At 60.1% G+C, this 26,215-nt stretch carries 25 protein-coding genes; 21 read left to right on the top strand and 4 right to left on the bottom strand.

The window, feature by feature from the left end; genetic code table 11:
* The first annotated feature begins 107 nt into the window (after nucleotides 1-107).
* The 21 genes from AB4Z13_RS29410 to AB4Z13_RS29310 all read left to right on the top strand — a co-directional run bounded on the left by AB4Z13_RS29410 (nucleotide 108) and on the right by AB4Z13_RS29310 (nucleotide 22,231).
* Nucleotides 108-953, top strand: coding sequence for an SDR family oxidoreductase (locus AB4Z13_RS29410; RefSeq protein ID WP_442207471.1), 846 nt, complete (start codon nucleotides 108-110; stop codon nucleotides 951-953).
* A 224-nt stretch (nucleotides 954-1,177) separates the two neighbouring features.
* Nucleotides 1,178-2,215, top strand: coding sequence for a substrate-binding domain-containing protein (locus AB4Z13_RS29405; protein ID WP_442207470.1), 1,038 nt, complete (start codon nucleotides 1,178-1,180; stop codon nucleotides 2,213-2,215).
* Between the two features lie 23 nt (nucleotides 2,216-2,238).
* Nucleotides 2,239-3,477 (top strand): sugar ABC transporter permease, encoded by a 1,239-nt coding sequence (locus tag AB4Z13_RS29400; RefSeq protein WP_442207469.1) that lies wholly within the window; start codon nucleotides 2,239-2,241, stop codon nucleotides 3,475-3,477.
* A complete protein-coding gene (locus tag AB4Z13_RS29395) occupies nucleotides 3,474-4,235 on the top strand; it encodes an ATP-binding cassette domain-containing protein (RefSeq protein WP_442207468.1) in 762 nt (253 codons plus the stop codon). Before AB4Z13_RS29400 ends, AB4Z13_RS29395 begins: the two co-directional genes overlap by 4 nt.
* A 26-nt stretch (nucleotides 4,236-4,261) precedes the next feature.
* Entirely contained in the window at nucleotides 4,262-5,032 is a 771-nt protein-coding gene (locus AB4Z13_RS29390; protein WP_442207467.1) for an SDR family NAD(P)-dependent oxidoreductase, read from the top strand.
* A 138-nt stretch (nucleotides 5,033-5,170) separates the two neighbouring features.
* On the top strand, nucleotides 5,171-6,328 hold the full coding sequence (locus AB4Z13_RS29385; protein WP_442207466.1) for an ROK family protein: 1,158 nt from the start codon (nucleotides 5,171-5,173) through the stop codon (nucleotides 6,326-6,328).
* 85 nt (nucleotides 6,329-6,413) lie between these two features.
* Complete coding sequence (locus AB4Z13_RS29380) at nucleotides 6,414-6,848, top strand: RbsD/FucU family protein (protein WP_442207465.1); 435 nt, start codon at nucleotides 6,414-6,416, stop codon at nucleotides 6,846-6,848.
* 98 nt (nucleotides 6,849-6,946) lie between these two features.
* Nucleotides 6,947-8,023, top strand: coding sequence for a Gfo/Idh/MocA family protein (locus tag AB4Z13_RS29375; protein ID WP_442207464.1), 1,077 nt, complete (start codon nucleotides 6,947-6,949; stop codon nucleotides 8,021-8,023).
* Entirely contained in the window at nucleotides 8,023-8,865 is an 843-nt protein-coding gene (locus tag AB4Z13_RS29370) for a sugar phosphate isomerase/epimerase family protein (RefSeq protein WP_442207463.1), read from the top strand. Before AB4Z13_RS29375 ends, AB4Z13_RS29370 begins: the two co-directional genes overlap by 1 nt.
* Nucleotides 8,862-9,671: an alpha/beta fold hydrolase gene (locus AB4Z13_RS29365; RefSeq protein ID WP_442207462.1), complete on the top strand. Its 810-nt coding sequence runs from the start codon at nucleotides 8,862-8,864 to the stop codon at nucleotides 9,669-9,671. Before AB4Z13_RS29370 ends, AB4Z13_RS29365 begins: the two co-directional genes overlap by 4 nt.
* A 3-nt stretch (nucleotides 9,672-9,674) precedes the next feature.
* Entirely contained in the window at nucleotides 9,675-10,376 is a 702-nt protein-coding gene (locus AB4Z13_RS29360; RefSeq protein WP_442207461.1) for a ribulose-phosphate 3-epimerase, read from the top strand.
* A 14-nt stretch (nucleotides 10,377-10,390) separates the two neighbouring features.
* Nucleotides 10,391-11,371, top strand: coding sequence for an ROK family protein (locus AB4Z13_RS29355; RefSeq protein ID WP_442207460.1), 981 nt, complete (start codon nucleotides 10,391-10,393; stop codon nucleotides 11,369-11,371).
* Nucleotides 11,372-11,622: 251 nt separating this feature from the next.
* A complete protein-coding gene (locus AB4Z13_RS29350) occupies nucleotides 11,623-12,369 on the top strand; it encodes a histidine phosphatase family protein (RefSeq protein ID WP_442207459.1) in 747 nt (248 codons plus the stop codon).
* A gap of 162 nt (nucleotides 12,370-12,531) precedes the next feature.
* Nucleotides 12,532-13,230 (top strand): GntR family transcriptional regulator, encoded by a 699-nt coding sequence (locus AB4Z13_RS29345; RefSeq protein ID WP_310388994.1) that lies wholly within the window; start codon nucleotides 12,532-12,534, stop codon nucleotides 13,228-13,230.
* 234 nt (nucleotides 13,231-13,464) lie between these two features.
* Entirely contained in the window at nucleotides 13,465-15,012 is a 1,548-nt protein-coding gene (locus AB4Z13_RS29340; RefSeq protein WP_442207458.1) for an ABC transporter ATP-binding protein, read from the top strand.
* On the top strand, nucleotides 15,002-16,078 hold the full coding sequence (locus AB4Z13_RS29335; RefSeq protein WP_442207457.1) for an ABC transporter permease: 1,077 nt from the start codon (nucleotides 15,002-15,004) through the stop codon (nucleotides 16,076-16,078). The genes AB4Z13_RS29340 and AB4Z13_RS29335 overlap by 11 nt, the downstream gene beginning before the upstream one ends.
* Nucleotides 16,078-16,998, top strand: coding sequence for an ABC transporter permease (locus tag AB4Z13_RS29330; protein WP_442207503.1), 921 nt, complete (start codon nucleotides 16,078-16,080; stop codon nucleotides 16,996-16,998). The genes AB4Z13_RS29335 and AB4Z13_RS29330 overlap by 1 nt, the downstream gene beginning before the upstream one ends.
* Nucleotides 16,999-17,039: 41 nt before the next feature.
* Nucleotides 17,040-18,140, top strand: a complete 1,101-nt coding sequence (locus AB4Z13_RS29325) for a BMP family ABC transporter substrate-binding protein (protein ID WP_442207456.1) — start codon at nucleotides 17,040-17,042, stop codon at nucleotides 18,138-18,140.
* 76 nt (nucleotides 18,141-18,216) lie between these two features.
* Nucleotides 18,217-19,416: an amidohydrolase family protein gene (locus AB4Z13_RS29320; RefSeq protein ID WP_442207455.1), complete on the top strand. Its 1,200-nt coding sequence runs from the start codon at nucleotides 18,217-18,219 to the stop codon at nucleotides 19,414-19,416.
* Nucleotides 19,416-20,990, top strand: coding sequence for a gamma-glutamyltransferase family protein (locus AB4Z13_RS29315; RefSeq protein ID WP_442207454.1), 1,575 nt, complete (start codon nucleotides 19,416-19,418; stop codon nucleotides 20,988-20,990). Before AB4Z13_RS29320 ends, AB4Z13_RS29315 begins: the two co-directional genes overlap by 1 nt.
* Nucleotides 20,987-22,231: an amidohydrolase family protein gene (locus AB4Z13_RS29310; protein ID WP_442207453.1), complete on the top strand. Its 1,245-nt coding sequence runs from the start codon at nucleotides 20,987-20,989 to the stop codon at nucleotides 22,229-22,231. Before AB4Z13_RS29315 ends, AB4Z13_RS29310 begins: the two co-directional genes overlap by 4 nt.
* A 52-nt stretch (nucleotides 22,232-22,283) precedes the next feature.
* Here the strand turns inward: AB4Z13_RS29310 and AB4Z13_RS29305 are convergent, their stop codons facing one another.
* The 4 genes from AB4Z13_RS29305 to AB4Z13_RS29290 all read right to left on the bottom strand — a co-directional run bounded on the left by AB4Z13_RS29305 (nucleotide 22,284) and on the right by AB4Z13_RS29290 (nucleotide 26,210).
* Nucleotides 22,284-23,027: a tyrosine-protein phosphatase gene (locus AB4Z13_RS29305; protein ID WP_442207452.1), complete on the bottom strand. Its 744-nt coding sequence runs from the start codon at nucleotides 23,025-23,027 to the stop codon at nucleotides 22,284-22,286.
* Nucleotides 23,028-23,029: 2 nt separating this feature from the next.
* Nucleotides 23,030-23,890: a carbohydrate ABC transporter permease gene (locus AB4Z13_RS29300; protein ID WP_442207451.1), complete on the bottom strand. Its 861-nt coding sequence runs from the start codon at nucleotides 23,888-23,890 to the stop codon at nucleotides 23,030-23,032.
* Entirely contained in the window at nucleotides 23,880-24,833 is a 954-nt protein-coding gene (locus AB4Z13_RS29295; protein ID WP_442207450.1) for a carbohydrate ABC transporter permease, read from the bottom strand. The genes AB4Z13_RS29300 and AB4Z13_RS29295 overlap by 11 nt, the downstream gene beginning before the upstream one ends.
* 81 nt (nucleotides 24,834-24,914) lie before the next feature.
* Entirely contained in the window at nucleotides 24,915-26,210 is a 1,296-nt protein-coding gene (locus AB4Z13_RS29290; RefSeq protein ID WP_442207449.1) for an ABC transporter substrate-binding protein, read from the bottom strand.
* Nucleotides 26,211-26,215: the final 5 nt, after the last annotated feature.

The following is a 26,215-nucleotide window of genomic DNA, read 5'->3' as shown; positions in this document are numbered from 1 at the left end:
GCTTTCCGGTGAAATGGTGGACGATCCATAATGCTTTATGGACCTTAAATTATTCATAGTCCCGCCAATCAAACATAATCTCCAGACATCAATGAACGGAGATGCAAATGACAAAGACAGTCCTGATCACGGGTACATCGTCCGGTTACGGCAAGGCGACGGCGGAACTCTTTCTTCAACGCGGATGGAATGTCGTTGCGACAATGCGCCGTCCGAATCCTACGGTGTTTCCTTCTCCATCCGACAGGCTGAAGGTGCTGCCTCTCGACATCACAAAGCCCGAGACGATCGAGAAGGCGCTTTTCGACAGCGTGGCGTTGTTCGGCTCGATCGACGTGCTGATCAACAATGCCGGGATCGGCATGGCATCCGCCGTCGAGGCGACGCCCGACAATACGATCCGCGAAGTTTTCGATACAAATACCTTCGGGGTTTTCAGTGTCTGCCGTGCGATCATCCCGCAGATGCGAAACCAAGGCCATGGCACCATTATCAACGTCACCTCGAGCGTGACAATCGGCGTTATGCCGCTCGTTGCGGTCTATGCGGCCAGCAAGTTCGCGGTCGAGGGTTACACGGACTCACTGTCCTATGAACTGGAGCAGTTCAATATCAAGGCGCGGCTGGTCGAGCCGGGCTACGCACCGACCACCCGTTTCACCGCCAATGGCGGTGAGCGCATGCAGGGTCTGATCCCTGCCGATTACGGCGCTTTCGCGCAGGCCTACTTCGAAAAGATGGCAAATTACCCGACCGCATATTGCACCGAAACGGAAGTTGCCGAAGCCGCCTATCTCGCTGCGACCGACGAAGGCACCCGGCTTCGCTATCTGGCCGGCGCCGACAGCAAGATGCTTGCCGAGCTTCGCTGGTCCACCTCGGAAGACCACTATCGCGCCAGGATGCGCGATATGTTCGCCCCTGATGTAGGCAAGGCGACGGATGCGGCCTGATCTGAGATCAACAAGACGGGCGCGGGATAACCCGCGTCCGCCCTCCCTCTCCTCCGAACAAATTGCTTGCAGCTCGTCATCGCGCTCCGGAGAGGCAGTCCGATCGGTCGGATTGACTTCAATATGTATTTGCTTTAAACAAATATAAATAGCGCGGCGGGAGGCTGCGCTTTGGGCCGGCCAACGCGGTTGGACGTGCCACAATTTTCAAGAGGGAGGAATTCATGTCGAAGTTCACGAAGATGCTCGCAGGTGCCATTTCGGCAGTCGCACTTATGGCGGGCGCTGCCGCCGCGCAGGATACGGTTGGCGTCAGCTGGCGCTACTTCCAGGACGAACGCTGGAAAATCGACGAAGCCGCCATGAAGACGGTCTTCGACAAGGCGGGAGTATCCTATGTTGGCATCGACGCCCAGGGCGATCCGCAAAAGCAGGCCGCCGACATCGAAAGCCTGATTGCCCGCGGCGTGAAGGTTCTGATCATCGTTGCGCAGGACGCCAAGGCAATCATTCCTGCTATTGACGAGGCGAAACGCAGTAACATCGCCGTCATCGCCTATGATGCACCGATCGATACGGGTGACGTTCTCTATGCAAGCTTCGATAACGTGGCGGTCGGCCGGGTGATGGGCGAAGCGCTCTTGAAGGCCGTACCGAAGGGCAACTGGGTTGCCATGGACGGCGATCCGGCCCAGACCATCCAGCAGGTCTTCAAGAGCGGCCAGATGCAGGCGATCCAGGCGGCCGTAGACAAGGGCGACATAAAGATCGTCGCCCAACAAAATGTCGAACAGTGGAAGCCCGATGTCGCCGAGGCGCTGATGGAGCAGGTGCTGACGGCAAACGACAACAAGGTCGATGCGGTGCTCGCCATGAACGACAGCATCGCGAATGGCGTGGCCGCCGCACTTTCCAGCCAGGATCTCTTGGGCAAGGTCGGCATTTCCGGCCAAGATGGCGACAAGAACGTACTCAACCGTATTGCCAAGGGTGAGCAGACTATGACCGTCTGGAAGGATGCGAACGCGCTTGGTGATGTCGCAGCAAAAGCAGCCGTCGAAATCATCCAAGGTGCCAAGATCGACGCCGTGACCGGCGTCAAGGCCGTCAAGACGGAGTCTGGCGCCTCCCAGCCCTCGATCATCCTCGATCCCGTGGCGATCACGCGGGACAATCTCGACCTCGTCGTCAAGTCCGGCTGGATCTCCAAGGATGTTCTTTGCAACAGCGTGACCAAGAATCCGCCCAAGGCCTGCGAATAAGCAGCCCCAGCAGGAGTTCCGCCATGACACCTGTCCTTCAGACTGCACTCAACTCCACAAGGCTCCTCCCTCGGCTGCTACAAGCGGCCGGGGGTGGCGGTCGGGACACGCGCCTTCTGGCGATGGTCATAGTCCTTGCCTTGATCTGGCTCTGCGCCAACGCTCTCACCGGCGGGGTTTTCCTGTCGCCCCGCAATCTCTTCAACCTGTCGCTCCAGGTGTCCGTCGTTGCCATCATGGCGTCAGGCATGATCCTGGTGATCGTGACACGCCACATTGACCTGTCGGTCGGCTCGCAAGTCGGCTTTCTGGGTGTGCTTGGCGGCCTCGTCCAGAGCACGTGGCTTCCCGGAAGCATGCATGCCTGGTGGCTCGCGAGCCTCGTCATGCTGGCGGGCGGAATGGTGATCGGGCTGATCCAAGGAGCGCTCGTCGCCTACGCGCGTATCCCCTCCTTTGTAGTGACATTGGGTGGTCTGCTCTTCCTTCGAAACGCCGCCTATGAACTCAACGACGGGACGACGATCGCGCCTCTCAGCGATACGTTTCAGGTCCTCGGCGGCGGACAGAACGGCGTGCTCGGCGGGCCGCTCAGCTGGACAGCTGCTGGTGCCGTAGCGGCCTACATCGCCTTCAGCCTGATGCGTAAATATCAACGCAAGAAGAAGCTCGGCATCCAGAACCCGCTGCAGGCATTCGATCTGATCTCTGCCGCGCTCTGGTGCCTCTGCGCGTTCGGCTTGGCTGCAGTCATGAACAGCTACAAGCGACCGGGAACGGATGAAGCGATGGGTCTCGCCTTCCCGGTTCTCATCCTCATTGCGGTCACGGCGCTCATGACCGTTCTTGCCAGGAGACACAGGTTTGGACGTCACGTATTTGCCGTCGGTGGCGATCCGCAGAGTGCCCGCCTGACCGGCATCAACACGCAACACGTCGTTCTCAAGGTTTTTGTCCTGATGGGGTTCCTGTCAGGGCTCGCCTCGATTGTCCTCACGGCCCGGCTGAACGCCGCCGCCAGCGGTGCAGGCACGATGATGGAGCTCTATGTGATTGCCGCAGCTGTCATTGGCGGCACGTCGCTTGCAGGCGGTGCCGGGACGATCCTCGGCGGATGCGTGGGCGCGCTGATCATGCAGAGCCTTCAGAGCGCGATGGTGTTGCTCGGCATTGCCAGCCCCTTGCAGAGCATGGTCCTTGCCGGCGTCCTCGTTCTCGCCGTCTGGATCGATACGATGTGGCGCGAAAGGAGGCCATCATGACAATCCCATTGCTCGAAGCGCATAACGTTAGCAAGGCCTTTGGCGGCGTTCACGCAGTGGAAAATGTCAGCGTGTCGCTGATGCCTGGTGAGGTCGTCGCCCTGCTCGGCCACAATGGCGCTGGCAAGTCGACCTTCATCAAGATGCTGTCCGGGGTCTTTCCCACCGACAGTGGTGAAATCCGTATCGATGGCAAGAAGGTCGAAATTCACTCACCTCACGATGCCCAGGAGCTTGGCATCGAGACGATCCATCAGACGCTTGCGCTGGCTGACAATCTTGATGCAGTCTCCAATCTCTTCCTCGGCCGCGAACAGACCGATCGCTTCGGATTTCTCGATACCGAAGCGATGGAGCATGGAGCCCGCCAGACGATTGAGCGGATGCGACTGAGAATTCCCTCACTGAATGCTTCGGTGCGATCGATGTCGGGTGGTCAGCGCCAGGCTGTGACAATTGCCCGAGCGTTGCATTTCAACGCTCGAATCCTGATCATGGACGAACCGACCGCAGCCCTTGGACCGGAGGAGACGAAAAACGTCGGCCTTCTGATTCAAGAGCTCAAAAAGCAAGGCCTGGGCATTTTCCTAATCAGCCATGACATGCACGATGTCTTCGCGCTGTCTGATCGGATCATCGTGATGAAGGCGGGAAAGGTTGTCGGCTCTTACCCGACACGCGACCTGACCCAGGACGATGCCCTTGAAATGATAATCCTCGGCCGCAAGCCGGCGCGATTTGCCGCCGCAACGGCGTGATGTAGAAAGCGAAGTGGATCGAACAAATGACCGTAAAAGCACCAAATTTCAGCCTCGAAGGTAAGGTCGTGCTCGTCACCGGTGCCGCCCGCGGTATTGGACGGGCATGTGCACTGGCCTGCGCGGCCGCAGGCGCCGACGTGATCGTTGGCGTTCGCAACGTTGAGGCGGCTGCGGATCTCGTTGCCGAGCTGGAAACGACCGGCCGCAGAGTCTTTGCGGTCACCATGGATATTTCCGATAGCCGACAGATTTCCGAAGCGGTTGCCCAGTCTATTCAGGCGTTCGGCAAAATAGACATTCTGGTCAACAATGTCGGCGTTGCGCCCGGCAATCTTGCGGAACTCGTCGAGGAAAAAGATGTCGACCAGATTCTGAACGTCAATATCAAAGGCACATTCCTCGTCACCCAGGCGGTTGCCCGCCACATGATCGAGAAAAAGAGCGGCCGCATCATCAATATCAGCTCACAGGCCGGAACTGTAACGCTGCGCGGAGAGGCGATCTATTGCATGAGCAAGGCCGCCATCAACCATTTGACACGCTGCCTTGCCGCCGAGTGGGCGCAGCATGGCATCACGGTCAATACCGTGTCGCCAACCTTCATCTGGACGGATTCCACGCGACCGGTGCTTGCCGATCAGGATTTCTATGATCGCACTGTTGGCCATATTCCGTTGGGACGGATTGGCGATACCGACGACGTCGTCGGCGCAGTCGTCTACCTCGCCTCGCCGGCCGCAGCTCTTGTCACGGGCGCCAACCTGCTGGTCGACGGGGGATGGTCGGTCGCGTGACACTGTGCTTGATGCCAATCTTTGCTTGCGGACGGGCATCTGGTACTTCGTCAGGGATTATTGCCTGCACCGATTCGAAAGGCCTGCTGGCATTCCCCAATAGCTCCTGATCGGCACATGGTGTCCCTGGGAGGAATATTGACGACGAACAGTGTCTTACGACACATGAATGCGGTGCGTTGCCTGCGCGTCCTGCGCAGGGACGCTGCCTTGTCGCGTGCCGATATTGCGCGCGAATTGAACGTGACGCGGGCGACGGTCGGCAACTCCATCAAGCAACTTCTCGCCGAAAAACTCGTCATCGATCTCAACGAGAGCGCGGAGGCGAGTGGTGCGGGCCGACCCGGCGCGCTGGTGTCGCTCAATCCGGGTGGCGCCTATTTCATCGGCCTCGACATTTCCTCGGCGGAAATCAACGCGGTTCTAATCGACTTTTCGATGCGTGTGATCGCCAAAAGGATCGTGTCGATCGCGGACCGTTATCACGCACCGGAACGCGTGATCGATCTGCTGGCGTGCCTGCCCAAGGAGCTTATCGAGATATCCAAGGTGCGCGCGTCCCGGGTGCGAGGTGTCTGTATTTCCGTTCCTGGCATCGTGCGCGACGGCAAGATCATCTCGGCGCCCTGGCTGAACTGGCAGGACGTGGACGTTGTTGCCGCCCTGTCGGAGGCAATGCAGCCTTCGTTGAAGGTCCATATCTGCAATGACGCCGTTGCCCTTGCGAGTGCCGTCGCGGCGGATGCTGCCGAAGGTGATCTCGGGGATGTTCTTCTGCTCCTCCTTGCACAGGGTATCGGCAGCGCGCACCTGCGGCAGGGCCGCGTCGTAGAGGGCGCTCACGGTCTGGGTGGTGAAGTCGGTCACATGGTGATGGGCAGCCAACCTGGAATGGCCGCGACCCATACATTTGAAATTCTTGCCGGCTATCAGAAATTTCTGCCCTTCATCGACCAGGACATTCCCATCCCCGAGGGATTGGCGAAACTCGCTACGCGCGACAGTTCTCCGGCGTTTGAAGACGCACTTGCCGAATGGGCGCTTGCGCTCGCTACCGGCGTCCTCAACCTGATCCATATCCTCGATCCGAAGACGATCGTGCTTGGCGGCCCCCTCGCCGTTCTCTATCCAAAGGTCTCCGCCCGCGTCGAGCAATTGCTTGTTGACAACCTCGTTCACGGCTTCCAGGTGCCGCCGATATCGGTCGCCCGCTTCGGTGGCGACGGTGCTGCGATCGGCGCTGCCGCGCTGTTGCGCGAAAGCCTTTTCGACATTCCCGAACTGCCATCAGTGTAATTCGGTTTTGGCCTCAAATCCCTTTGACAGCAAATTTGTATTTGTATAATACAAACGCAAATAAACCACCAAACGGAGGAACCCCATGCTGAAGCTCATTGATCCGATCCTGTCCCCCGAACTGCTTTACGCACTTCGCGCGATGGGTCATCGCCACGACATCGCCGTCGTCGATGCAAATTTCCCATGCGACGCCGGTGACGACAGGCTCATCCGCCTCGACGGCGTATCGGGTCCGCATGCGCTTGAAGCCATTCTTGGCATCTTCCCTCTGGAGGAACAGGAGCCCGAGGTGGCGTGGCGCATGATCGCCGAAAACGACCCGACCAAGATCCTGCCGGTCTTCGAAGATTACAGCGAGAACCTTCAGAAGACCCAGGGCAAGCCGGTAGAATTGACCGCTGTCGAACCAGACGACTTTAAGGATCGCGTGCGTGCCGCCCATACGGTCGTTGTGACCGGTGAGCGACGCTTCTACGGCAGTATCATCCTGCGCAAGGGCGTCATTCCGCCGCAGTGATGGGCCGTCGGTATCGTCATGCAGCCGATCTCTCGAAAGCTGTTATCTTCGACGCCAACCGGTGTTGCTCTCTAATTGCAGAAATAAGGAAACGTCAGATGCCAGCAAAACAGGAACGGCGCCTTCGCGTGGGCGTCCTCGGCGCCGGGCAGATCGCCCAGGCGGCGCATTTTGAAAGCTGCACAAAGGCGGTCAATGCTGATCTTTATGCCATCTGCGATGTCGCCGACGATCTGCGCGAGCGCATGGCGATCACGCATGGCGCTGAAAGGACCTACAGCAAGTACGACAAGATGCTCGCCGATCCGAATCTCGATGCGGTCATCATCGCCACGGCCGACGCCTTCCACGTACCCGCCTCGCTCCGCGCGCTGGAGGCCGGTAAGCATGTGCTCTGCGAGAAGCCGGTTGGCATAACCGTCGAAGAGTGCCTGCAGTTGAAGGCAGCCGTCGAGAAATCCGGCAAGGTCTTCCAGGTCGGTCACATGAAACGCTTCGACGCCGGCCTGCAAGCGGCAAAGTCCTTCATCGTTAATGAAATGGGTGAGGTAATTGGTCTAAAGGCTTGGTATTGCGACAGTACATACCGGTATCCGATGACGGACGCCGTTCAGCCGCTCATCGTTTCCAGCGCCAAGGCGAAGAAGCCATCGGAAAATCCGAAGGCTGATCTCAGGCGCTATTACATGCTCGCGCATGGTTGCCATCTGATCGACACCGCGCGCTATTTTGCCGGCGATATCGTTTCGGTCAACGCGCGGCTTTCGGAGCGTGCGGGTATCTGGTGCTGGTTCGTCGACGTCGAATTCGCCTCGGGCACGCTCGGTCACCTCGATCTGACCGTGCAGGTCCGCATGGACTGGCACGAGGGCTTCCAGATCTACGGCAAGAACGGCAGCATTCTCGGAAAGACCTATAATCCCTGGTACTACAAGACGAGCGAAGTCGATATTTTCCGCGAAGCCGATGGCGCCACCCATCGCGTGCTGGGGGCGGATGGCCACTTCTATCGCCGCCAGGTCGAGGGTTTTGCGCGCACCATTCTGGACAGCACACCCATGGAAGGCGCCGACATCGATGATGGCCTGGCTTCCGTCCAGGCCATGGTTGCCATTGCCCGGTCCGTCGAAAGCGGAAAGACCGTCCCACTCGCCGATGTCGAGGGCGGCGTGTGATGAAGCTCGGCATCTTCGCCAAGACCTTCGAAGGAACGGATCCCGCTACCGTTCTGAAATCCGTCGCTAAAGCCGGCTACACCTGCGCGCAGTATAACATGGCGTGTTCGGGCCTCCCCTCCATGCCGGATGAGATTACGGCGGCTGAAGCCCGGTCGGTTGCGGAGGCGGCCGAAAAGACCGGCGTTGAGATCGTCGCTATTTCCGGCACCTACAACATGATCCATCCCGACCTTTCTACCCGCGAGGACGGTCATCGTAGACTGGCGGTGCTGGCCCAACATTGCGCCACGATGTCCACTGGTCTCATCACATTGTGCACGGGCACACGCGATCCAATCGACCAGTGGAAGGAGCACCCCGACAATAACTCGCCCGAGGCATGGCGCGATCTGCTTGGCGCAATGGAGACGGCCATCGAGATTGCCGACCGCTACAATGTCGATCTCGGCATCGAGCCGGAGCTCGCCAACGTTGTCAATTCGGCCACCAAGGCCCGCCGGCTGATCGACGAGCTCAAGAGCCCGCGCATCAAGATCGTCATGGATCCAGCCAACCTCTTCGAGGTCGAGACACTCGGTGAGCAGCGTATGATCATCTCCTCGGCGATCGATCTGCTCGCTGATCGGATCGTCATGGCGCATGCTAAGGACCGCACGAGAGACGGTCGGTTTGCGACCGCCGGCAAGGGCGTGCTCGATTATGGCCATTATCTGCGCAGCCTGACGTCGATCGGCTTTGGCGGCAGCCTGATCACCCACGGGCTTTCGGCCAATGAAGCTGAAGGTGTTGAGGCTTTCCTCACAGCGAAGCTCAAGAATGGTGTCGGAGCCCAGAGATGACCGACATCAGGACCTTCACGACAAAGGACGGCACAAAGCTCAACGTCGACACGACAGACTATGGTCCTGCGGTTATCTTCCAGCACGGATTGTGCGGCGATGCCGGCCAGACCCGCGAAGCCTTTCCATCCGGGAGCGGCTTTCAGCGCATCACGATCGAGTCCCGCGGCCATGGCTCATCGCAGGCCAGTGATCCTGGTAAGCTGTCAATCGCCACGTTCACCGATGATATCAGTGATTTCATCGAGCAGGAGCTCGGGTGCCCTGTGGTGGTTGGCGGGATTTCGATGGGCGCGGCGATTTCGCTGCGTCTCGCCGTCAAACGTCCGGACCTCGTCAAAGCTCTGGTCGTCGCCAGGCCTGCCTGGGTAACTGCCCGCGCGCCGGCGAATATGGCGCCGAACGCTGAAGTCGGACGCCTGCTAAAAAGACTCGACCCGGAAGCCGCAAAGGCTGCCTTCATCGCCGGTGAAACAGGGCAGCGTCTCGCCGGCGAGGCTCCGGACAATCTGACCTCCCTGATGGGCTTCTTCGCACGTCAGCCAATCGAGGTCACTGCAGCACTGCTGACCGCCATATCAAACGACGGGCCTGGAGTGACGGAAGAGGAGGTTCGCGCTCTCCAGATTCCGACACTTGTCATCGGTCATGAAAGGGATCTCATCCATCCACTTTCCTACGCACGCGCCATTGGCGAGCTCATCCCCGGCGCACATTTCGCAGAGATTACACCGAAGGCTGAAAACCGGGCCCGGTATGTGTCTGACTTCCACGAAGCCATGCGCAATTTCCTGAAGGAGCTTTAGTCGATGTCTTCAGTCTCAAAGAACTGGATCGAGGATCTCCCGCGAGATCGCCTGATCGCCGAATTCTCCGTCTGGTCAGCCGACCTCGTGCGCCTTGCCGACGATCTTGCGCGCGTCGATCCCTATGTTGATATCCTCCATATTGACGTTGCCGACGGTCATTTCGCGCCCGCGATGTTGTTCTTCCCCGACCTCGTTGCCGGATTCAAGAGAGTTTCCGCGCGGCCCATTCACGTTCATCTGATGGCCGCCGACAGCATTCTTCTTTCGCAGATTGACCAGTTTGCCGATGCGGGAGCCGACCTGATCAGTATTCATGGCGAGAATGAAAGCGTCGCGGTTGAAGCGCTCGATCGTCTCGAACAGCGCGGGGTCGCAGCCGGTATGGTCCTCAAGGTCGAGACGCCGGTCAAGACGATAGAGGCCTACCTCCCGCGTCTGAGCTTCGTGACACTGCTGGGCACAGCCATAGGCGTAAAAGGACAGGGACTGAACGAAAATGCAGGCACCCGTCTTGCCGAAGCAAAAGGGCTGATCGCAAAGGTTAGGGCACCCCGGCGTATCGTGCTTGCCGCCGATGGCGGCATCAGGGAACATACGGTTCCGATCCTGCGCCGGTCAGGCGCGGAGACTGTCGTGCTTGGCTCCCTCGCTTTCAACGCGCCGTCCCTTGAAGAGCGGATGACGTGGCTTCGTGCCCTCTAACGCATGGTTCAGAAATGCAGCAGATTGCCATCGGGATAGATTTGGGCGGGACGCAGGTCAGGGCCGCACTTGTCGACGAAAGAGGAAGCCTCGTCGCCAGGCGCGAAGAGCTGACAGACGCCAATGGCGGCCCCGATCGCATCCTTTCGCAGATCCGGACGCTTTCGGATGAACTGCTGGCGACAGTAAAACCGTCCGATGTCGTCGGTATCGGAGTTTCTGCTCCCGGCCCCATCGATACTGTCTCCGGCATCGCAACAAGCATCCCGACGCTTTCCGGTTTTGTCGACTTCCCCTTGCGAGCCGAACTCCAGAAACGCTTCCCCTTCCCGGTCAGCCTCGAACATGACGGTATCGCAGCAGCGATCGGTGAATGGACGTTTGGCGCAGGCAAGGGCGTAGACAATCTGATTTACATAACCGTCAGCACAGGCATAGGTGGCGGCGTTATCGCCGACGGGCGCGTGTTGCGTGGTCGCAAGGGCATGGCCGCTCATATCGGGCATATGTCGGTGGTTCCTGACGGTGAACTCTGCCCCTGCGGAAACCGGGGGTGCTTCGAAGCCTATGGTTCAGGCACGGCGTTCATGCGGCGCGCCCGCGCCCGCGCCGCCGAGTGCAGCGACACGACGCTCGGTCGACCGGGTGAGGATATTCACAGTCGCGATGTTTTCGCGGCTGCAAGAGCCGGCGATGCGCTCGCCAACAGGCTTATCGATGAGGAGGCAGAGATACTTGGGCGCGGCTTCACGAGCCTCATCCATATATTCTCGCCCGACATGCTGGTGATGGGCGGCGGTCTCTCAAATGAATTCGAGCGGCTTCAACCCGGGATTCAGGGATGTATCACTCAGTGGGCGATGCCGGGCTTCAAGGATGTGAAGGTCTTGCGTGCGGCTCTCGGACAGAATTCCGGCCTGATCGGAGCTGCGGCCCTCGCCTTTCTTGCCGAAGGTATCCGTTTCGAAGGCCGGTCACTCGTTGCAAACCGCTGACAGAAGCTCAGGCATGGAACCTTTTCGCAGATCCGGTCGGTGAGATCAGCCGAGCATCGCCCGGCGGACCTCCTCGCGGTCGATCCCACCGTCCGAATGCTTAAATTCCAGGCCGGCGTATTCGATTAGCGCGCGGCCGCCCATTGGGCTGGCGTTTTGGGGGGGCGACTACGCAGTCCAACGCTTCGCGGCCATTGCACACCGCCCTCACGCCCGTCATGATGCCTCATCCTCAGCATATACAGGCAGCCATGCACATCTTTCTCGTTCGACACGGCGAATCTCTCGGCAACATCAGCGAGAGCGCCTACCGGCAGTTCGGCGATCACAATGTTCCGCTGACGGAATGGGGTTACCGGCAGGCGCTGGAAGCGGGACGCAGCATCGCTTCCTATCTGGCAGCGCTACCTGGTGTTACCAGAAAGGCGGCCATCTGGCATTCGCCATATCTGCGGACGCGCCAGACGAAAGACGCGATCATCGAGGCCTCGCCTACTGGCGCTATCGGCGATGTGCATGAGGACTATCTGCTGCGGGAACAGGATTTCGGCTTGTTTACCGAGATCTACGACCGGGCCGAGCAGCGGCGCAAATTTCCGGAAGAATTTGAGAAATGGGCGCGCCTTCGCAACAGTAGCGGCAAGTTCTATGCCCGCCCGCCTGATGGGGAGAGCCGCGCGGACGTTGCCCAGCGGGTGCGGCTGTTTCTGCAAACTGTTATGCATGACATCGGCAGCGGCAACGACACCGTAATCATCGTCGGCCACGGCGTCACCAACCGTGCTTTCGAGATGAATTTCCTGCATCACAGCGTCGAATGGTTCGAGCGCTCCGATAATCCGGGCAATGCCGATGTGACTCTGATCCACGGCACGCGTGTGGAAGGCTATCGCTCGACGCTTCTGCACAAGGCCGACGACCGTGATCCGGCCGAGGCGACCGAAATGCGCGGCGCCTACGGTTCGGAGCTGACGGTCGCACCGAAGACCAATATCTAGTCTCTATCGGCAGCGAGATTTAAGCCTTCATACGAGGGTAACTTTCTATCATCTGATCCAGAATATTTCAGCGTGGCATCGACGGGTTCGCATCACAAGTATCGCCTTGTTGTATCCCTGACGGCGCTGTAATGTATGCAGAACCAAACGAGCCTTGAAATCATGTCATCCAATTCCGACCGGGTGGATATCGCCCATCGCACACTTCGGCAGGCCATCATCGAGCAGGCGTTGAAAGCCGGTACCAAGCTCCCCGAAGACGAGATCGGTCGGCATTTTTCGATGAGCCGCACTCTGGTCCGCACGGTGTTGGCCAAGTTGCAGGCCCAGGGGCTGGTCGACACCTACCACAAGCGCACGGCCACTGTGGCCCAACCGAGCCTCGATGAGGCGCGTGATGCTTTTGCCATCCGCCGTGCGCTTGAGCGCGAGATGATGAAGGCCGTCATCAAGCGCTGGAACCCCGCCATCGAAAAACTGTTGCGGGAACATGTGCAGGAAGAGGAAGCCGCTCATGCCAAGGGAGATGTGCGCCTGTCGACCCGTCTTGCGGGCGAATTTCACCTGAAGCTTGCTGAATTGTCCGGCAATGCTCTGCTCGAGCGCTACCTCTCTGAACTCGTCTCCCGCTGCTCGCTCATCCTTGCCATGTATAGCCGGCCCCATTCGAGCGAATGCGCGATCAGCGAGCATTCCGGCCTCATCAACGCTTTGAAAAAGGGCGACTTGGCTGCGGCGGAACATCTGATGGACGAACACCTATCATCAGTTGAAAGCCGCGCCCTGATCGAAGACGATCTTGCAGCAGAACCCGATATCGGGTCGATCCTGTCGCGATTTTCCACTCGCGCAGCCGGGTGAACTGCCGGTTTTTCAATCACGTATACAAGATTCTGACTATTATGTAGACGTGATCTGCTTTCTACGCATTCTAGATTTATAGTCGCGCTTCCCGACAAGGCGGCCTATCGCTATTTTTCTCTAAACGAATTCGCGTGCTTAGCCTCTCACAGGCTTTAGGCTGCGATTTGCGATACATTCTGGCATCTATATTGCATACGTGATTTTCAGTATCATGTAGCCTGGATTTCGCTCATGTCGCATACCGTGTCATCATCGCCGGAATATCGTCTGGAGTTGCGAGGCATCCGGAAAGCCTATCCGGGCGTCATCGCTAATGATGGGATCGACCTCAGCGTCAACCCCGGTGAAATCCATGCGATCGTCGGCGAGAATGGTGCCGGCAAGTCGACGCTGATGAAAATCATCTACGGCATGGTCCGCCCTGATACCGGCGACATGCTGTGGGATGGCAGGGAGGTGAGCGTCGCCTCGCCCGCCGATGCGCAGAAACTCGGCATCGGCATGGTGTTTCAGCACTTTGCGCTCTTCGATACGTTGACCGTCGCCGAGAACATCGCCCTTGCCCTGCCGGGCAAGCAGAAGATCGAGACATTGTCCGCGAAAATTGCAGATGTCGCGACCCGCTACGGTTTGCCGGTCGAGCCGGACAGACATATTTACACGATGTCCGTCGGAGAGCGGCAGCGTGTCGAGATAATCCGCGCGCTCCTGCAGGATCCGCGCCTGCTGATCCTCGACGAACCAACCTCCGTCTTGACGCCGCAGGCGGTCGAAAAGCTGTTCGTGACGCTCCGGCAGATCGCTGCCGAAGGCTGCAGCATTCTCTATATCAGCCACAAGCTCAATGAGATCAGGGATCTCTGCCACAAGGCGACAATCCTGCGTGGCGGGCGTGTCACCGGCGTCTGCGATCCTTCACAGGAGAGCCCGGCCTCGATGGCGCGGATGATGATCGGCTCAGACCTTGCAGAGTACCGCCATCGTTCGCATAGCGTCGCCGGTGAAAGCCGGTTCACCGTCAACGGCCTTGATCTGCCGACAGCAGATCCTTTCGGCACCGCGCTGTCCGGCATCAACCTTTCAGTGCGGGGTGGAGAAATCCTCGGCATTGCCGGGGTTTCCGGAAACGGGCAACAGGAACTGCTCGCGGCTTTCTCGGGTGAAACCCGCCTGGCGAGAAACGATGCCATTACCATCGACGGCGCGCCGGCCGGCCATCTCGATCCGGCGGGGAGGCGCAAGCTCGGCCTCTGCTCGGTGCCCGAGGACCGTCTGAGGCAGGGTTCAGTTCCCTCGCTGCCACTATCAGAGAACGTGCTTCTCACCGCCAATAGCGGCGGCGCCGTCAGGGCCGGCCTCATTCATTTCGACCGCGTTCTTGGCTTTGCCGAGCGCTGCATCAAGGCCTTTGACGTTCGCTGCCCGGGACCGACAGCGCCTGCCGGCAGCCTGTCAGGCGGCAACCTGCAGAAATTCATCATCGGTCGCGAAATCCTGCAGGAGCCCGGCGTGCTCATTGTCTCGCAGCCGACCTGGGGCGTCGATGTCGGCGCGGCCCTCGTTATCCGTCAGGCTTTGCTCGACCTGCGCGAGCGCGGTGCCGCCATAGTCGTCATATCGGAAGAACTGGATGAACTGTTCGACATTGCCGACCGCATTGCCGTGATTGCCGGCGGCCGGCTGACCGAAGCACGGCCTCGCGCCGAGACAGATCGCAACGATATCGGCCTCGCCATGTCAGGCAGCAAAATGGAAAGGGAGATGGCCGATGCGCTTTGAACCGCGCCCGAAACCCTCCGCGTTGATGGTGTTCCTGTCGCCGGCGATCTCGCTCGCTCTGACGGCAATCGTCGCGATGATCATTTTCGCCTCCGCTGGCCTGGAACCATCAGGGGCGCTCGTTACCTTTCTCACCGCCCCGCTCGGCGATCTCTATGGTTTCGGCGAACTGTTAATCAAGGCTGCCCCTCTTGTGCTGATCGGCATCGGTCTTGCCATCGGCTTCCGTGCCGGCATCTGGAATGTCGGTGCGGAGGGACAACTGACCGTCGGTGTGATCTTCGGCGGCTATGTCGCCTTACATTTCGGCTCGGATGGTGGCGTCTGGGTGCTGCCGGCCATGGTGATATCAGGTGCCATTGGCGGCATGCTCTGGGCGGCAATCCCTGCCTTCCTGCGTGTCCGCTTCAACGCGTCTGAAATCCTCACAAGCCTGATGCTGAACTATGTCGCCGGCCTTTGGCTCACCTGGCTGATCTTCGGTGCATGGCGCGACCCGGCCGGCTTCAATTTCCCGCAATCCGAGCCACTCGCACCGGCCGCCCTCTTTCCGATCCTCATAGAAGGCACGCGGATGAATGCCAGCATCATCTTCGCTCTAATCGCGGTCGTCCTTGGCTGGATCTTTATGAAACGCAGTTTCATCGGCTTCCAGCTGAAAGTCACCGGCCTGTCAGCGGGAGCCGCGCGCTACGCCGGTTTCAGCGTCACGCGGGCGGTATGGATCGGAATGCTGGTCAGTGGTGCGGTTGCCGGCATCGCCGGTGTCGGCGAGATCGCCGGGCCGTTGGCGCAGATCTTTCCCAATGCCTCGCCCGGCTATGGGTATACGGCGATCATCGTCGCCTATCTCGGCCGGCTGAACCCGCTCGGCATCCTGTTGTCGGGGCTCTTGATGGCGCTGCTCTATCTCGGTGGCGATCTCGCACAGATGTCGCTCGGCATGCCCTCCTCGATCACCGGTCTGCTGCAGAGCACGCTGCTCTTCTTCCTGCTGACGGCAGATGTCCTCGTCCACCACCGCATCCGTTTCAGGACCTCCGGCAGAAAGGGCGTCACGGCATGATGAGCCAGCTTCTTCCCATTTTCATTGCCACGCTGATTGCCGGTACGCCGCTCGTCTATGCAGCCCTTGGCGAACTGGTCACTGAGCGCTCCGGTGTGCTCAATATGGGTGTCGAAGGTATGATGGTGGTCGGTGCGGTCATCGCTTTCATCACCATGCAGGCGACAGGCGAACTCTGGCTCGCCGTTCTCGCCGCCATGCTGGCGTCCATGCTTTTGGCGCTGATGTTCTCGGTGCTGGTCGTCAGCTTCCGCGCGCATCAGGTGGCCGTCGGATTGGCGATGACCATTTTCGGCACCAGCTTCGGTTCCTTCATCGGCAAGAGCTATGTCGGCATGGCGATCGTCATGGAGCCATCGAGGCTCTCGGCTTTCGCAGGCAGAATTCCGCTGCTCGGCGCCGTGCTCGGCCAGTTGCACCCGCTGGTCTGGCTTTCATGGGCGCTGTTTGCCGGCGTTTGGTTCTTCCTCTATCGCACCCGCTTCGGCCTCATCGTTCGCGCCGTCGGAGAATCGCCCTCCTCGGCCCATGCCATCGGCTACCCTGTCGTACCGATCCGCTATCTCTGCACGCTCTTCGGCGGTGCGATGGCAGGAGTCGCGGGCGCCTATATCTCAATCGTCTATACCTCGCTCTGGACCGAGGGGCTGATCGCCGGGCGCGGCTGGATCGCTGTGGCATTGGTGGTCTTTGCCACATGGCGGCCGGGCCGCTGCTTTCTCGGCGCCTATCTCTTCGGCGGCGCGACCATTGCGCAGCTCTTTGCCCAGAGCGCCGGGATCGGGCTGCCATCGGAGCTGATGTCCGCCCTCCCCTATCTCGTGACCATCGCGGTGCTGGTGCTGATCTCGCGCAACGCGACGCTGATGCGCCTCAACGTCCCCGCTTCCCTTGGACAGCCCTTCGTCGCCGGAGGCTGAACCTCACGCCACATGCCAACAAAAACAGAGAGGAACTGAAGATGAAATTCCAATCCAGACGTGATTTCCTGAAGACGGCCGCCGCCGGCTCGCTGCTCGCCGCAACCGGTGTCCGGCCGCTTCTTGCCGCCGATGAAGTGCTGAAGGTCGGCGTCATCCATATGGGGCCGATCTCCGATAGCGGCTGGGAATATTTCCAGGCCAATGCATGGCATGCCCTGGAGAATGCCTTTCCGGGCAAGGTGAAAGTGACCGCGCTTGAAAACATCGCCCAGATCCAGGATTGCGAGCGGCTCTTCCGGCAGCTTTCGTCCCAGGGCCACAAGCTGATCTTCGGCACCACGTTCTCGCAATATGCTTCGCTGAAGAAGCTCGCACCGACCCTGCCAAACTCGCATTTCGAATGCTGCGCCGGCATTGCCGCAGGTACCAATCTCGGCGTCTTCGAAGCGCGCGAATATGAAGGCGCCTATGTCACCGGCATTGCCGCAGGCCGCATGACGAAGTCCAACATTCTCGGCTGGGTCGGCGCCTTCCCCGTGCCGCAGGTCATCTACAGCATCAATGCCTTCCTGCTTGGTGCGCGCAGCGTCAACCCTGACGTTGTGGTCAAAGTCGTGTGGGCCAATGCATGGGTCGATCCGGCCAAGGAAAAGGATGCCGTCGCAGCGCTCGTTGCCCAAGGGGCTGACGTTCTCTCGGGCAGCCCCAACACGCCCGTTCAGGGCCTTGCCGCGGAGGAGAAAGGCGTCTGGTCGATCGGCAATACCGGTGACTTCTCGCGCTATGTGAAGAAGAAGCAGCTCGTCTCCTACGAACTCGACTGGAGCTCGGCCCATATCAACGCCGCCAAGGCGGTGATGGAGGGCAACTGGAAGCCGGAAAGCACCTGGCTCGGCCTTGGCGAAGGCGGCTATGTCAAGATGACGACGAGCAGCCCGGACCTGCCGGAATCCGTCGCCAAGGAAATGAAAGCGGCCGAGGACGCCATCGTCGCCGGCAAGCTGAAAGTCTTTGCAGGCGAGATCAAGGACCAGAACGGCAAGGCAAAAGTCGCCGCCGGCCAGGAACTGGCCGAGAATGACATCAAGGGCATGACATGGCTCATTGAAGGCGTACAAGGTACGCTGCCGCAGAACTGATCCTCCATCGCTGGAGAATAGCCGGACCCTGCATCGGGCGGGGTCTGGCCGATAATGGAAGGGAAAGGAACCATCAGTGAGTGCAGTGGAAACAGTCTTCACCAACGCAAAGCTTGCCGACGGTACGCTGAAAAACATCATGGTGCGGGACGGCCGGATCGCGGCGATAGAGCCGGCAAGCTCCAGCGAAGGCGCGAAAGATGTCGTCGATATTGGCGGAGCGCTCCTCGTGCCGAGCTTCGTCGAGGGTCATATCCACCTCGACACGAGCTTCTACGGAGACAAATGGATCCCGCACAAACCGTGCACCAATGGTTTCGACGTGCATGAGCGCGTCGCCTTTCAGGCTGAGAATATGGCTGCCGCAGCGCCCATGGACGAGCGTGCCCGCAACCAGCTCGATCTCTGCATTTCGAACGGCGCCTTGCAGATGCGCAGCCACGTGATGGTCGATGGGTCGGTCGGGCTCAAGTCGCTCGAAACCATCCTGAAAGTACGCGAGGAATACGCTGACATCATCGACATTCAGCTCGTCGCCTTCCCGCAAAGCGGTATCCTGAAGAGCCCGGGTACGCCGGAATTGATGGATGAGGCGATCGCAATGGGTGCCGATCTCGTCGGCGGGCTCGATCCGCTCTCCTTCGACCGCGACATCAAGGGTCATCTCGACGTGGTCTTCGGCATTGCCGAAAAGCGCGGCGTCGATGTCGACATCCATCTTCACGACGCAAGCACGCTTGGCGCGATGACGATCGAGGAGATCTGTGCTCGCACAACCGCCCTTGGTATGCAGGGGCATGTCGCCGTCAGCCATGCCTACGGTCTTGGCGATCTCGCGCCCGACGCCGCCAAGAAGATCGCTACCCTGATCGCCAAGAGCGGCGTCTCGATCATGACCAATGCGCCCGGCAACCACAATTTCCCTCCTGTCGCACTGCTGCGCGCTGCCGGCGTCACCGTCTTCAGCGGCAGCGATAATATCCGCGATTCCTGGTGGCCCTTCGGGGATGGCGACATGCTGCGCCGCGCAGAGATTATCGCCTACCGCTCCGGCTTCTACACCGATGCGGAACTCAGCGCCGCCTTCGACGTGGTGACATCAGGCGGCGCCAAGGCGCTGCGGCTGGAGGGCTACGGCATTGGTATCGGCGCAAAGGCCGATTTCGTCACCCTTGCAGCCGAGCATGTGCCGGAGGCCGTCGTCGCCATTCCAAAGCCACGCCGGGTCTTCAAGGAAGGCCGCCTCGTCGCCGAGAACGGCTCCGTGATACGCTGATGTCCAATCCAGTCACTCAGAATAGTCGAGCTGACACGTCGTCCCGCGGCGCCATGATTGTGACGCCGCATTGGCTTGCCAGCGAGGCAGGCGCGAAGGTGCTGCGGCGCGGAGGAAATGCCATTGAAGCGCTGGTTGCCGCCGGCGCAGCTCTTTCGGTCACCTACCCGCATTTCTGCGGGCTCGGCGGCGATGGCGTCTGGCTGATTGCGGATGAGACGGGCAAGGCACAAACCTTCCTAGGTATTGGTCAGGCGGCGGGCGTCATTCCGGATGGAGACATCCCACTTCGCGGTGCCCGCTCCACACTGACGAGCGCCTGCCTCGTCGATAGCTGGGAGAAAGTGCTTGCCCATTCCGTAGCCGAATGGGCAGGGTCGGAGAGCTTACCAGGCCTGCTTGATGACGCGATCGCCCTGGCGGACGACGGCTTCGAGGTCAGCCGCTCGCATGCCTTCTGGTACGAATTCCGCCGCAGTGAACTCGGTAGCTGGCCGGGCTTCACGAAGCTGTTCCGATCAACAGGCATTCAGCGGCAGCCGGAACTTGGCAAGACACTTGCCGCCATTGCCCGCCATGGCACCCGTGAATTCTATGAGGGCGCGCTTGCCCGACGGATCGCCACCGGGCTTGCAGAAGCCGGCTCGCCGCTTTCGGCCGCCGATCTCGCTGCAACGCGAACCGATCTCGCGCCTCCGCTCCGGCAGACTTATCGCGACACAACCCTGCTCGCACCGCCTCCCCCAACCCAGGGAATAACGACGCTCGGTATCATGGGCGTGCTCAATCATCTGGCCATGGCAAACTTTTCTCCCGACAGCGCGGCGTTCTACCACAGGCTTGTCGAAGCGGTGAAACAAGCCTTCCTCGACCGGCATGCGATCGCCGATCCCCGCTATTCGGCCGATGTTTCCTCGGCGCTGCTCGATCCGGTGCGGCTCGCAGCAAAGGCGGCGGCAATCGATCCCAGCCGCGCATTAGCATGGCCGCAGCCCTATCGGCATGGTGACACGGCCCTGCTTGCCGCTGTCGATAGCAAGGGGCGCTGCGCATCGCTGCTGCAAAGCCTCTACTTCGACTGGGGCAGTGGCGTCGTGGTCAGCGATACCGGTATCCTCTGGCAGAACAGGGGGACGGCCTTCAGCACCGACCCCGCCAGCCCCAATGTCGCCAGTCCCGGCAAGCGACCGTTCTACACGCTCAATCCCGGGCTCGCTCTCAAGAACGGTCGCCCGCATCTCGTCTACGGTACCCAAGGAGCCGATGGACAGCCACAGACTCTGTCGCTGCTCCTCAGCCTGCTGATCGACCATGGGCTCGATCCAGCCGCCGCGCTATCCCGCCCGCGCTTTCTGCTCGGTCGCACCTTCTCCGATAGCCGGGATAGCCTGAAGATCGAGGAGAATGCTGGCACGGAAATTGTCGCCGCGCTCGCCGCCATGGGCCATGAGATATCGACGATCGACAGCTTCAGCCCGCTCGGCGGCCAGGCCGGCGTGATCCGCATCGGGCAAGATGGGATGATTGACGGCGCCCACGATCCGCGCAGCGACGGAGGCGCGATCTCGCTGTGACGATCACCAACCAATTGTTCGATCTCGTTATCCGCAACATCCGCATTGAAGAAAATGACGCTCTCGTCGACATAGCCGTGCGAAAGGGTCTGATCGCTGACATCGGATCCGATATACGGTGCGAGGCCATAGAAAGCGTCGATGGCGAGGGCGCTTTCGCCTTCGGTGGATTTGTGGACACGCACATCCACCTGGACAAGGCCTGCATTCTTGACCGCTGCACGATTTGCGAAGGCACGCTTGCCGAGGCGGTGCGGGAAACGGCCAGGGCCAAGGCGGGCTTTGAGGGAGAGGATGTCTATGCCCGGGCCGCACGCGTCGTCGAGAAGGCGATTTCGCACGGTACCACGCGGATGCGGACCTTTGTCGAGATCGATCCCCGCGCTGGCTTCCGCTCGTTCGAGGCAATCAAGCGCATTCGCGCGGATTATGCCTTCGCAGTTGATATCGAGATCTGCGCCTTCGCCCAGGACGGGCTGACGAACGAGCCCGAGACATCAGGCATGCTCGATGACGCCCTTTCCAATGGTGCGGATCTGGTCGGCGGCTGTCCCTATACGGACCCCGATCCCAACAGGCATATCGAAATGATCTTCGCGCTGGCACAAAAACATGACTTGCCGGTCGATTTCCATCTCGATTTCAGCCTCGATCCTCACCGAACCGATCTGCCGGCAGTGATCGAGGCCACGCTTCGTCACGGTTGGCAGGGTCGCGTGGCGATCGGCCACGTCACCAATCTCTCTGCCATGTCACAAGCAGAGGTCGTCGCCATCGCCGACAGGCTGGCTGAAGCCGGCATTGCACTTTCCGTTCTGCCGTCCACCGATCTGTTCCTGAACGGGCGCAGCCATGACCGGCTGGTGCCCCGCGGCGTTGCGCCCGCCCATCTGCTGGCAGGCCGTGGTGTCACCACCTCCATTGCAACGAACAACGTGCTCAATCTCTTCACCCCCTATGGCGATGCCTCGCTGATCCGAATGGCCAATCTTTTTGCCAATGTCGCCCAGCTCTCGCGGGATGAGGACATGGCGCTGGTTTTCGACATGGTGACAGAAGTGGCGGCACGCCAGCTCGGCGGCATGAGACGGTTGCAAGTGGGCGCCGAGGCGACGATCGTGCTGCTCGATACTCCTGGCCCGCGTGCGGCGGTACGCGAGATCGCCCGCGTCATTGCCGGCTGGAAGGGCGGACGCAGGAGTTTCGATAATGGCAGACCGCGCCTCTATCGGCCGGGCTGACGACGCTCGATTTACGCAGGCTGCCCTCTAGCTCAACGCGTCAGAGCAAGCCTCAATCGCACAGCCGCTGCCTGAGGTTGGTGATTTCCGCTTCGCCCAAGCCTATCTGCGCGAGATAGGAACCAACGCGGCCATAATGCCCGGCAAGGTACCCGAGTGCCCGGGCCATGCTCTGCGGTGCCGAGGCGAGTATCAGGTCTGCAAGATCAGAAGGTACGCCGCGTGCGATTGCCCGTGCCCGGAAGTCGGTAAGCAAGGGCGCGAATATCGAGCCGGTCAGCGCATAGTCCTCGATAATCGTTGCTTCATCGACGCCGGCGTGCGCCAGCATCAAAGCGGCGATGATGCCGGTGCGATCCTTGCCGGCCGTGCAATGGAAGAGAACGATCCCATCGGGTGCGTGTGCGATCGCCGTCAGCACCCTGGCGATCGCCGGCTGGCAATTGTCGAGGGCGTGACAGTAACGGTCGCCCATGTCGAAATCGGTCGCTTCCGCTGCCATCAATTCGACCGGCGCTAGGGCCGAAAACAACGAGACGTTTTCGTAGTAAACGCGCGGATCATTCAAGAACGGATTGGCTTCACGTGCGAGTTCCTGAGAATTGCGCAGGTCGATCACCGTCGTGACCCCATGGGCGATCAGCGCCTCGATGTCGGCTTCGCTCAGCGCATGCAGGGCGTCGCCGCGCAGGACCGAGCGCCAGCGCGTCTGCCTGTCATTGCCAGCCGGATAGCCGCCAAGGTCGCGCACGTTATGGGCGCCTTCCAGCGCGATAAGTCTCTCATAATTTTGCATGATCAGCGGATTCCGGATTTCATGAAGGATTCGATGACGTGGCGCTGGAGCACGAGATAGATCAGCAGGATCGGCAGACTGGCGAGTGCCGCCGCCGCCATCAGCGGCCCCCAGAGGTTGCCCTCCTGGGTCATGAACATCTGCAGGCCTATCTGCACGACCGAATTCTCGGGCTTTCGCGACAGGAGCAGCGGCCAAAAATATTCGTTCCAGGCGGAAATGAAGGCGATGATCGACAAGGAGGCAATGGGCGCGCCCATGTTGGGCGTGACGATCTGCCAGAGGATGCGCAGGCTTCGTGCCCCATCCATGCGGGCAGCCTCCAGCACTTCGGTCGGGAAGGCCCGCATGGCATGATAGAGAAGCAGGATCGCAAAAGCGTGGGCGGCATTCGGCACGACGAGGCCCGTCAATGTGTCGAGCAGCCCTAGCCTGGAGGCGAGCACATAATTCGGGATCATCGTGACCTGGAAAGGCACGAGCCAGGAGAGCGCAATCAGACCATGGACGACAGACGATAGCCGCATTCGCCAGCGCACCAGCGCGTAGGCGGCAAACATGCCGGTCACGACCTGCAGCAAGGCAGTCGCGGCTGCTACGATCGCCGTGTTGAAGAGCATCTGCAGCATCGGCACGCGCGTTAACACGAAGAGGTAATTGTCGAAGGTCGGACGGGACGGCCAGAGTGCAGTGGAGAAGATCTCGTTCTCCGGTCGCAACGATGTGACGATCATCCAGTAGATCGGAAAGATCGAAACGAAGGAAAGGAGCACCATGATGGCGTGCACGCCGAGTTTGCGCACCAATCCGCGGGACGGAGCCGATCGGCTCGGCCTATGATCGTCGAGTCTGTCAGTTGTCATAGAAGGCAAACCTCTTCGTCAACCACATGCACAGCGCAGCAAGCACCGCGAAGCCGGCAAAAGCGATCATACCGGCGGCCGAGCTCCAGCCAGCTGAAAGCGTCTGGAAGCCGTATTCCCAGAGCAGGTAGAAGATGTTGGTCGTGGACTTCAGCGGGCCGCCATTGGTCAGCACATTGATATAGGCAAAGCTCCACTGCGCGCCGAAAAGCACCGTCATCATCGACAGAAGCAGGATCGTCGGCGAGAGCAGCGGCAGCCTGATATCGCGGATGATGCGCCAACGGCTGGCACCGTCGATGCGCGCCGCCTCGATATAGGACGGGTTGATACCCGCATTGGCGGCGGAAAAGAGCAGCGTCGAAAAGCCGATCAACTTCCAACCGGTGATCCAGGTCAACGTCGGCAGGGCATAGGCGGGATCGGTCAGGAAGCCGATGCGGCCGAGGCCAAGACCCTCGAGAGCGAGCGTTATAAGCCCCTGGTCTTCGTTCAGCAGCCAGCGCCACAGGATGGCGGCTACGACTGGAGCAATGATCATCGGCACGAAGATCAGCGACCTGTAGATCGTCCGGGCGCGGCCGCCGAGATCCTGCGTCCAGATCGCCACGAAAAGCGGAATGATTACCGACATCGGAAACAAGCCGATCGTGTAATAGAGCGTGTTCCAGAGAGCGTTGCGCATTTCCGGCAGCGCCAGCAACCGCTGGTAATTGGTCAGTCCGACAAAGCGTTGCGGCGACGTCGGCAGCATGTTCCACTGATAGAAAGACAGGCGGAATGTCTCGGCAAGCGGGATGTAGGTCCAGACCATCAGCAGGATGAGCGCAGGCGCCAGATAGAGCCAAGGCGCAATGGTAAACCGTTCGCGGGTCATTTCCGACCGCACCGAAGCCATTTTCGCTGTGGCGGGGCCGGCCACTTCTGCCTGGATATCTGTCATTGGCGAAAGCTCCGATCGACTGTCGGCAAAGGGCGGCCCTCGTCGCCGCCCCTCACCTTCCTCGTGAAGATCAAGATGGGCTTATGGCATCAGGTCCTGACCCTGCTCCTGCGCACTCTTCAGCACTTCGACCGGGTCGCCGCTTCCGAAGACAGCTTCGCGAACACCGTCCATCATCATCTTTTCGACCTGGCGATAATTCGGTCCGGGAAAGGCGATATTGGCGGTCAGACGGTCGAGCTGTTTGATGTTGGCCCGAAACATCGGATTTTCCTTGAGCCAAGGGCCGAGATAGTTCGGGTCGTTGACGATATCGAGGCGCAGCGGCAGGTAGCCGATCTTGCTGGTGATGATCGTGTAGGCTTCCTTGCTCGTCAGATATTTGAGGAGCTCATAGGAGGCGCGCTGCTTGTCGGGGTCCTTGCTGAAGACGAAGAGTGCACTGCCGGAATTGGTCGGCGCCGTCGGCTTGTCGCCAAAGGAGGGCATCGGTGCGAGCCGCAGCTCGAACTTGCCCTGGGCCGACTTCTTGACGCTGGACAGTAGTGCGCTCGTATAGAGGAACATGCCCATGTTGCCGGCGGCAAACGTATCGGATGCGCTCGCCGGATCGATCTTGGCATGCGCGCCGCTGTCGACCATGTTGCGCAGCATCTTCACGGCGTCCGCCGCGTCCTTGTCGGCAAAGGTCAGCTTGTCGCCGTCGCGCACCTTGCCGCCATTCGACATGACGATCGACTGATAGACGAAGGTGCCGTCGGTCGGGCCGTAAGCGCCGGGGAAGAAGCCGCTCTTGCCGGTCTTCTCCTTGATGGCCTTGCCGGCAACGTTGATATCGTCCCAGGTCCTCGGGGGCTTGTCCGGATCGAGGCCCGCCTGCTTGAAGAGGTCGGCATTGTAAAACAGGATCGGCGTCGAGAACGTATAGGCAAGGCCATAGGTCTTGCCATCGACCTTGCCGAGTTCGAGGCCCTGCGGGATCATGCCGGCGAACTGATCCTTTAGTTCGTTTGCATCGACCATGTCTTCCAGCGCGTTGGCGCCGAGGTCGCTGGCGATGTAGATCAAATCGCGGAACACCAATTGCGCCACGTCCGGCTGCTTGCCGGCGACGATATCGGCCTGCACGCGCGACATGATCTCATTGGACGGGACGGCGACGGTCTCGACCTTGATGTTGGGGAATTTCTTTTCGAAACCGGCAATCAGTTCCTTGGTGGCATCGGCCCCGGCGCTCGCCGAGGCGAGATTGTAGTTGTAGAAGCTGATCGTCACCCGCTTGTCGACGGATGCAGGCATTTCGGCGAATGCGCCCAATGGTAAGAGCGAAACGGCGGCGAGTGCTGCCGTGAACTGCGACATGGTTCTGCGCAACATGGACA

The organism is Rhizobium sp. YAF28 (genome assembly GCF_052113285.1).
Lineage (GTDB): Bacteria > Pseudomonadota > Alphaproteobacteria > Rhizobiales > Rhizobiaceae > Rhizobium.
The sequence above is the reverse complement of the archived record's forward strand: the minus strand, read 5'-3'. Positions and strand labels throughout refer to the sequence as shown.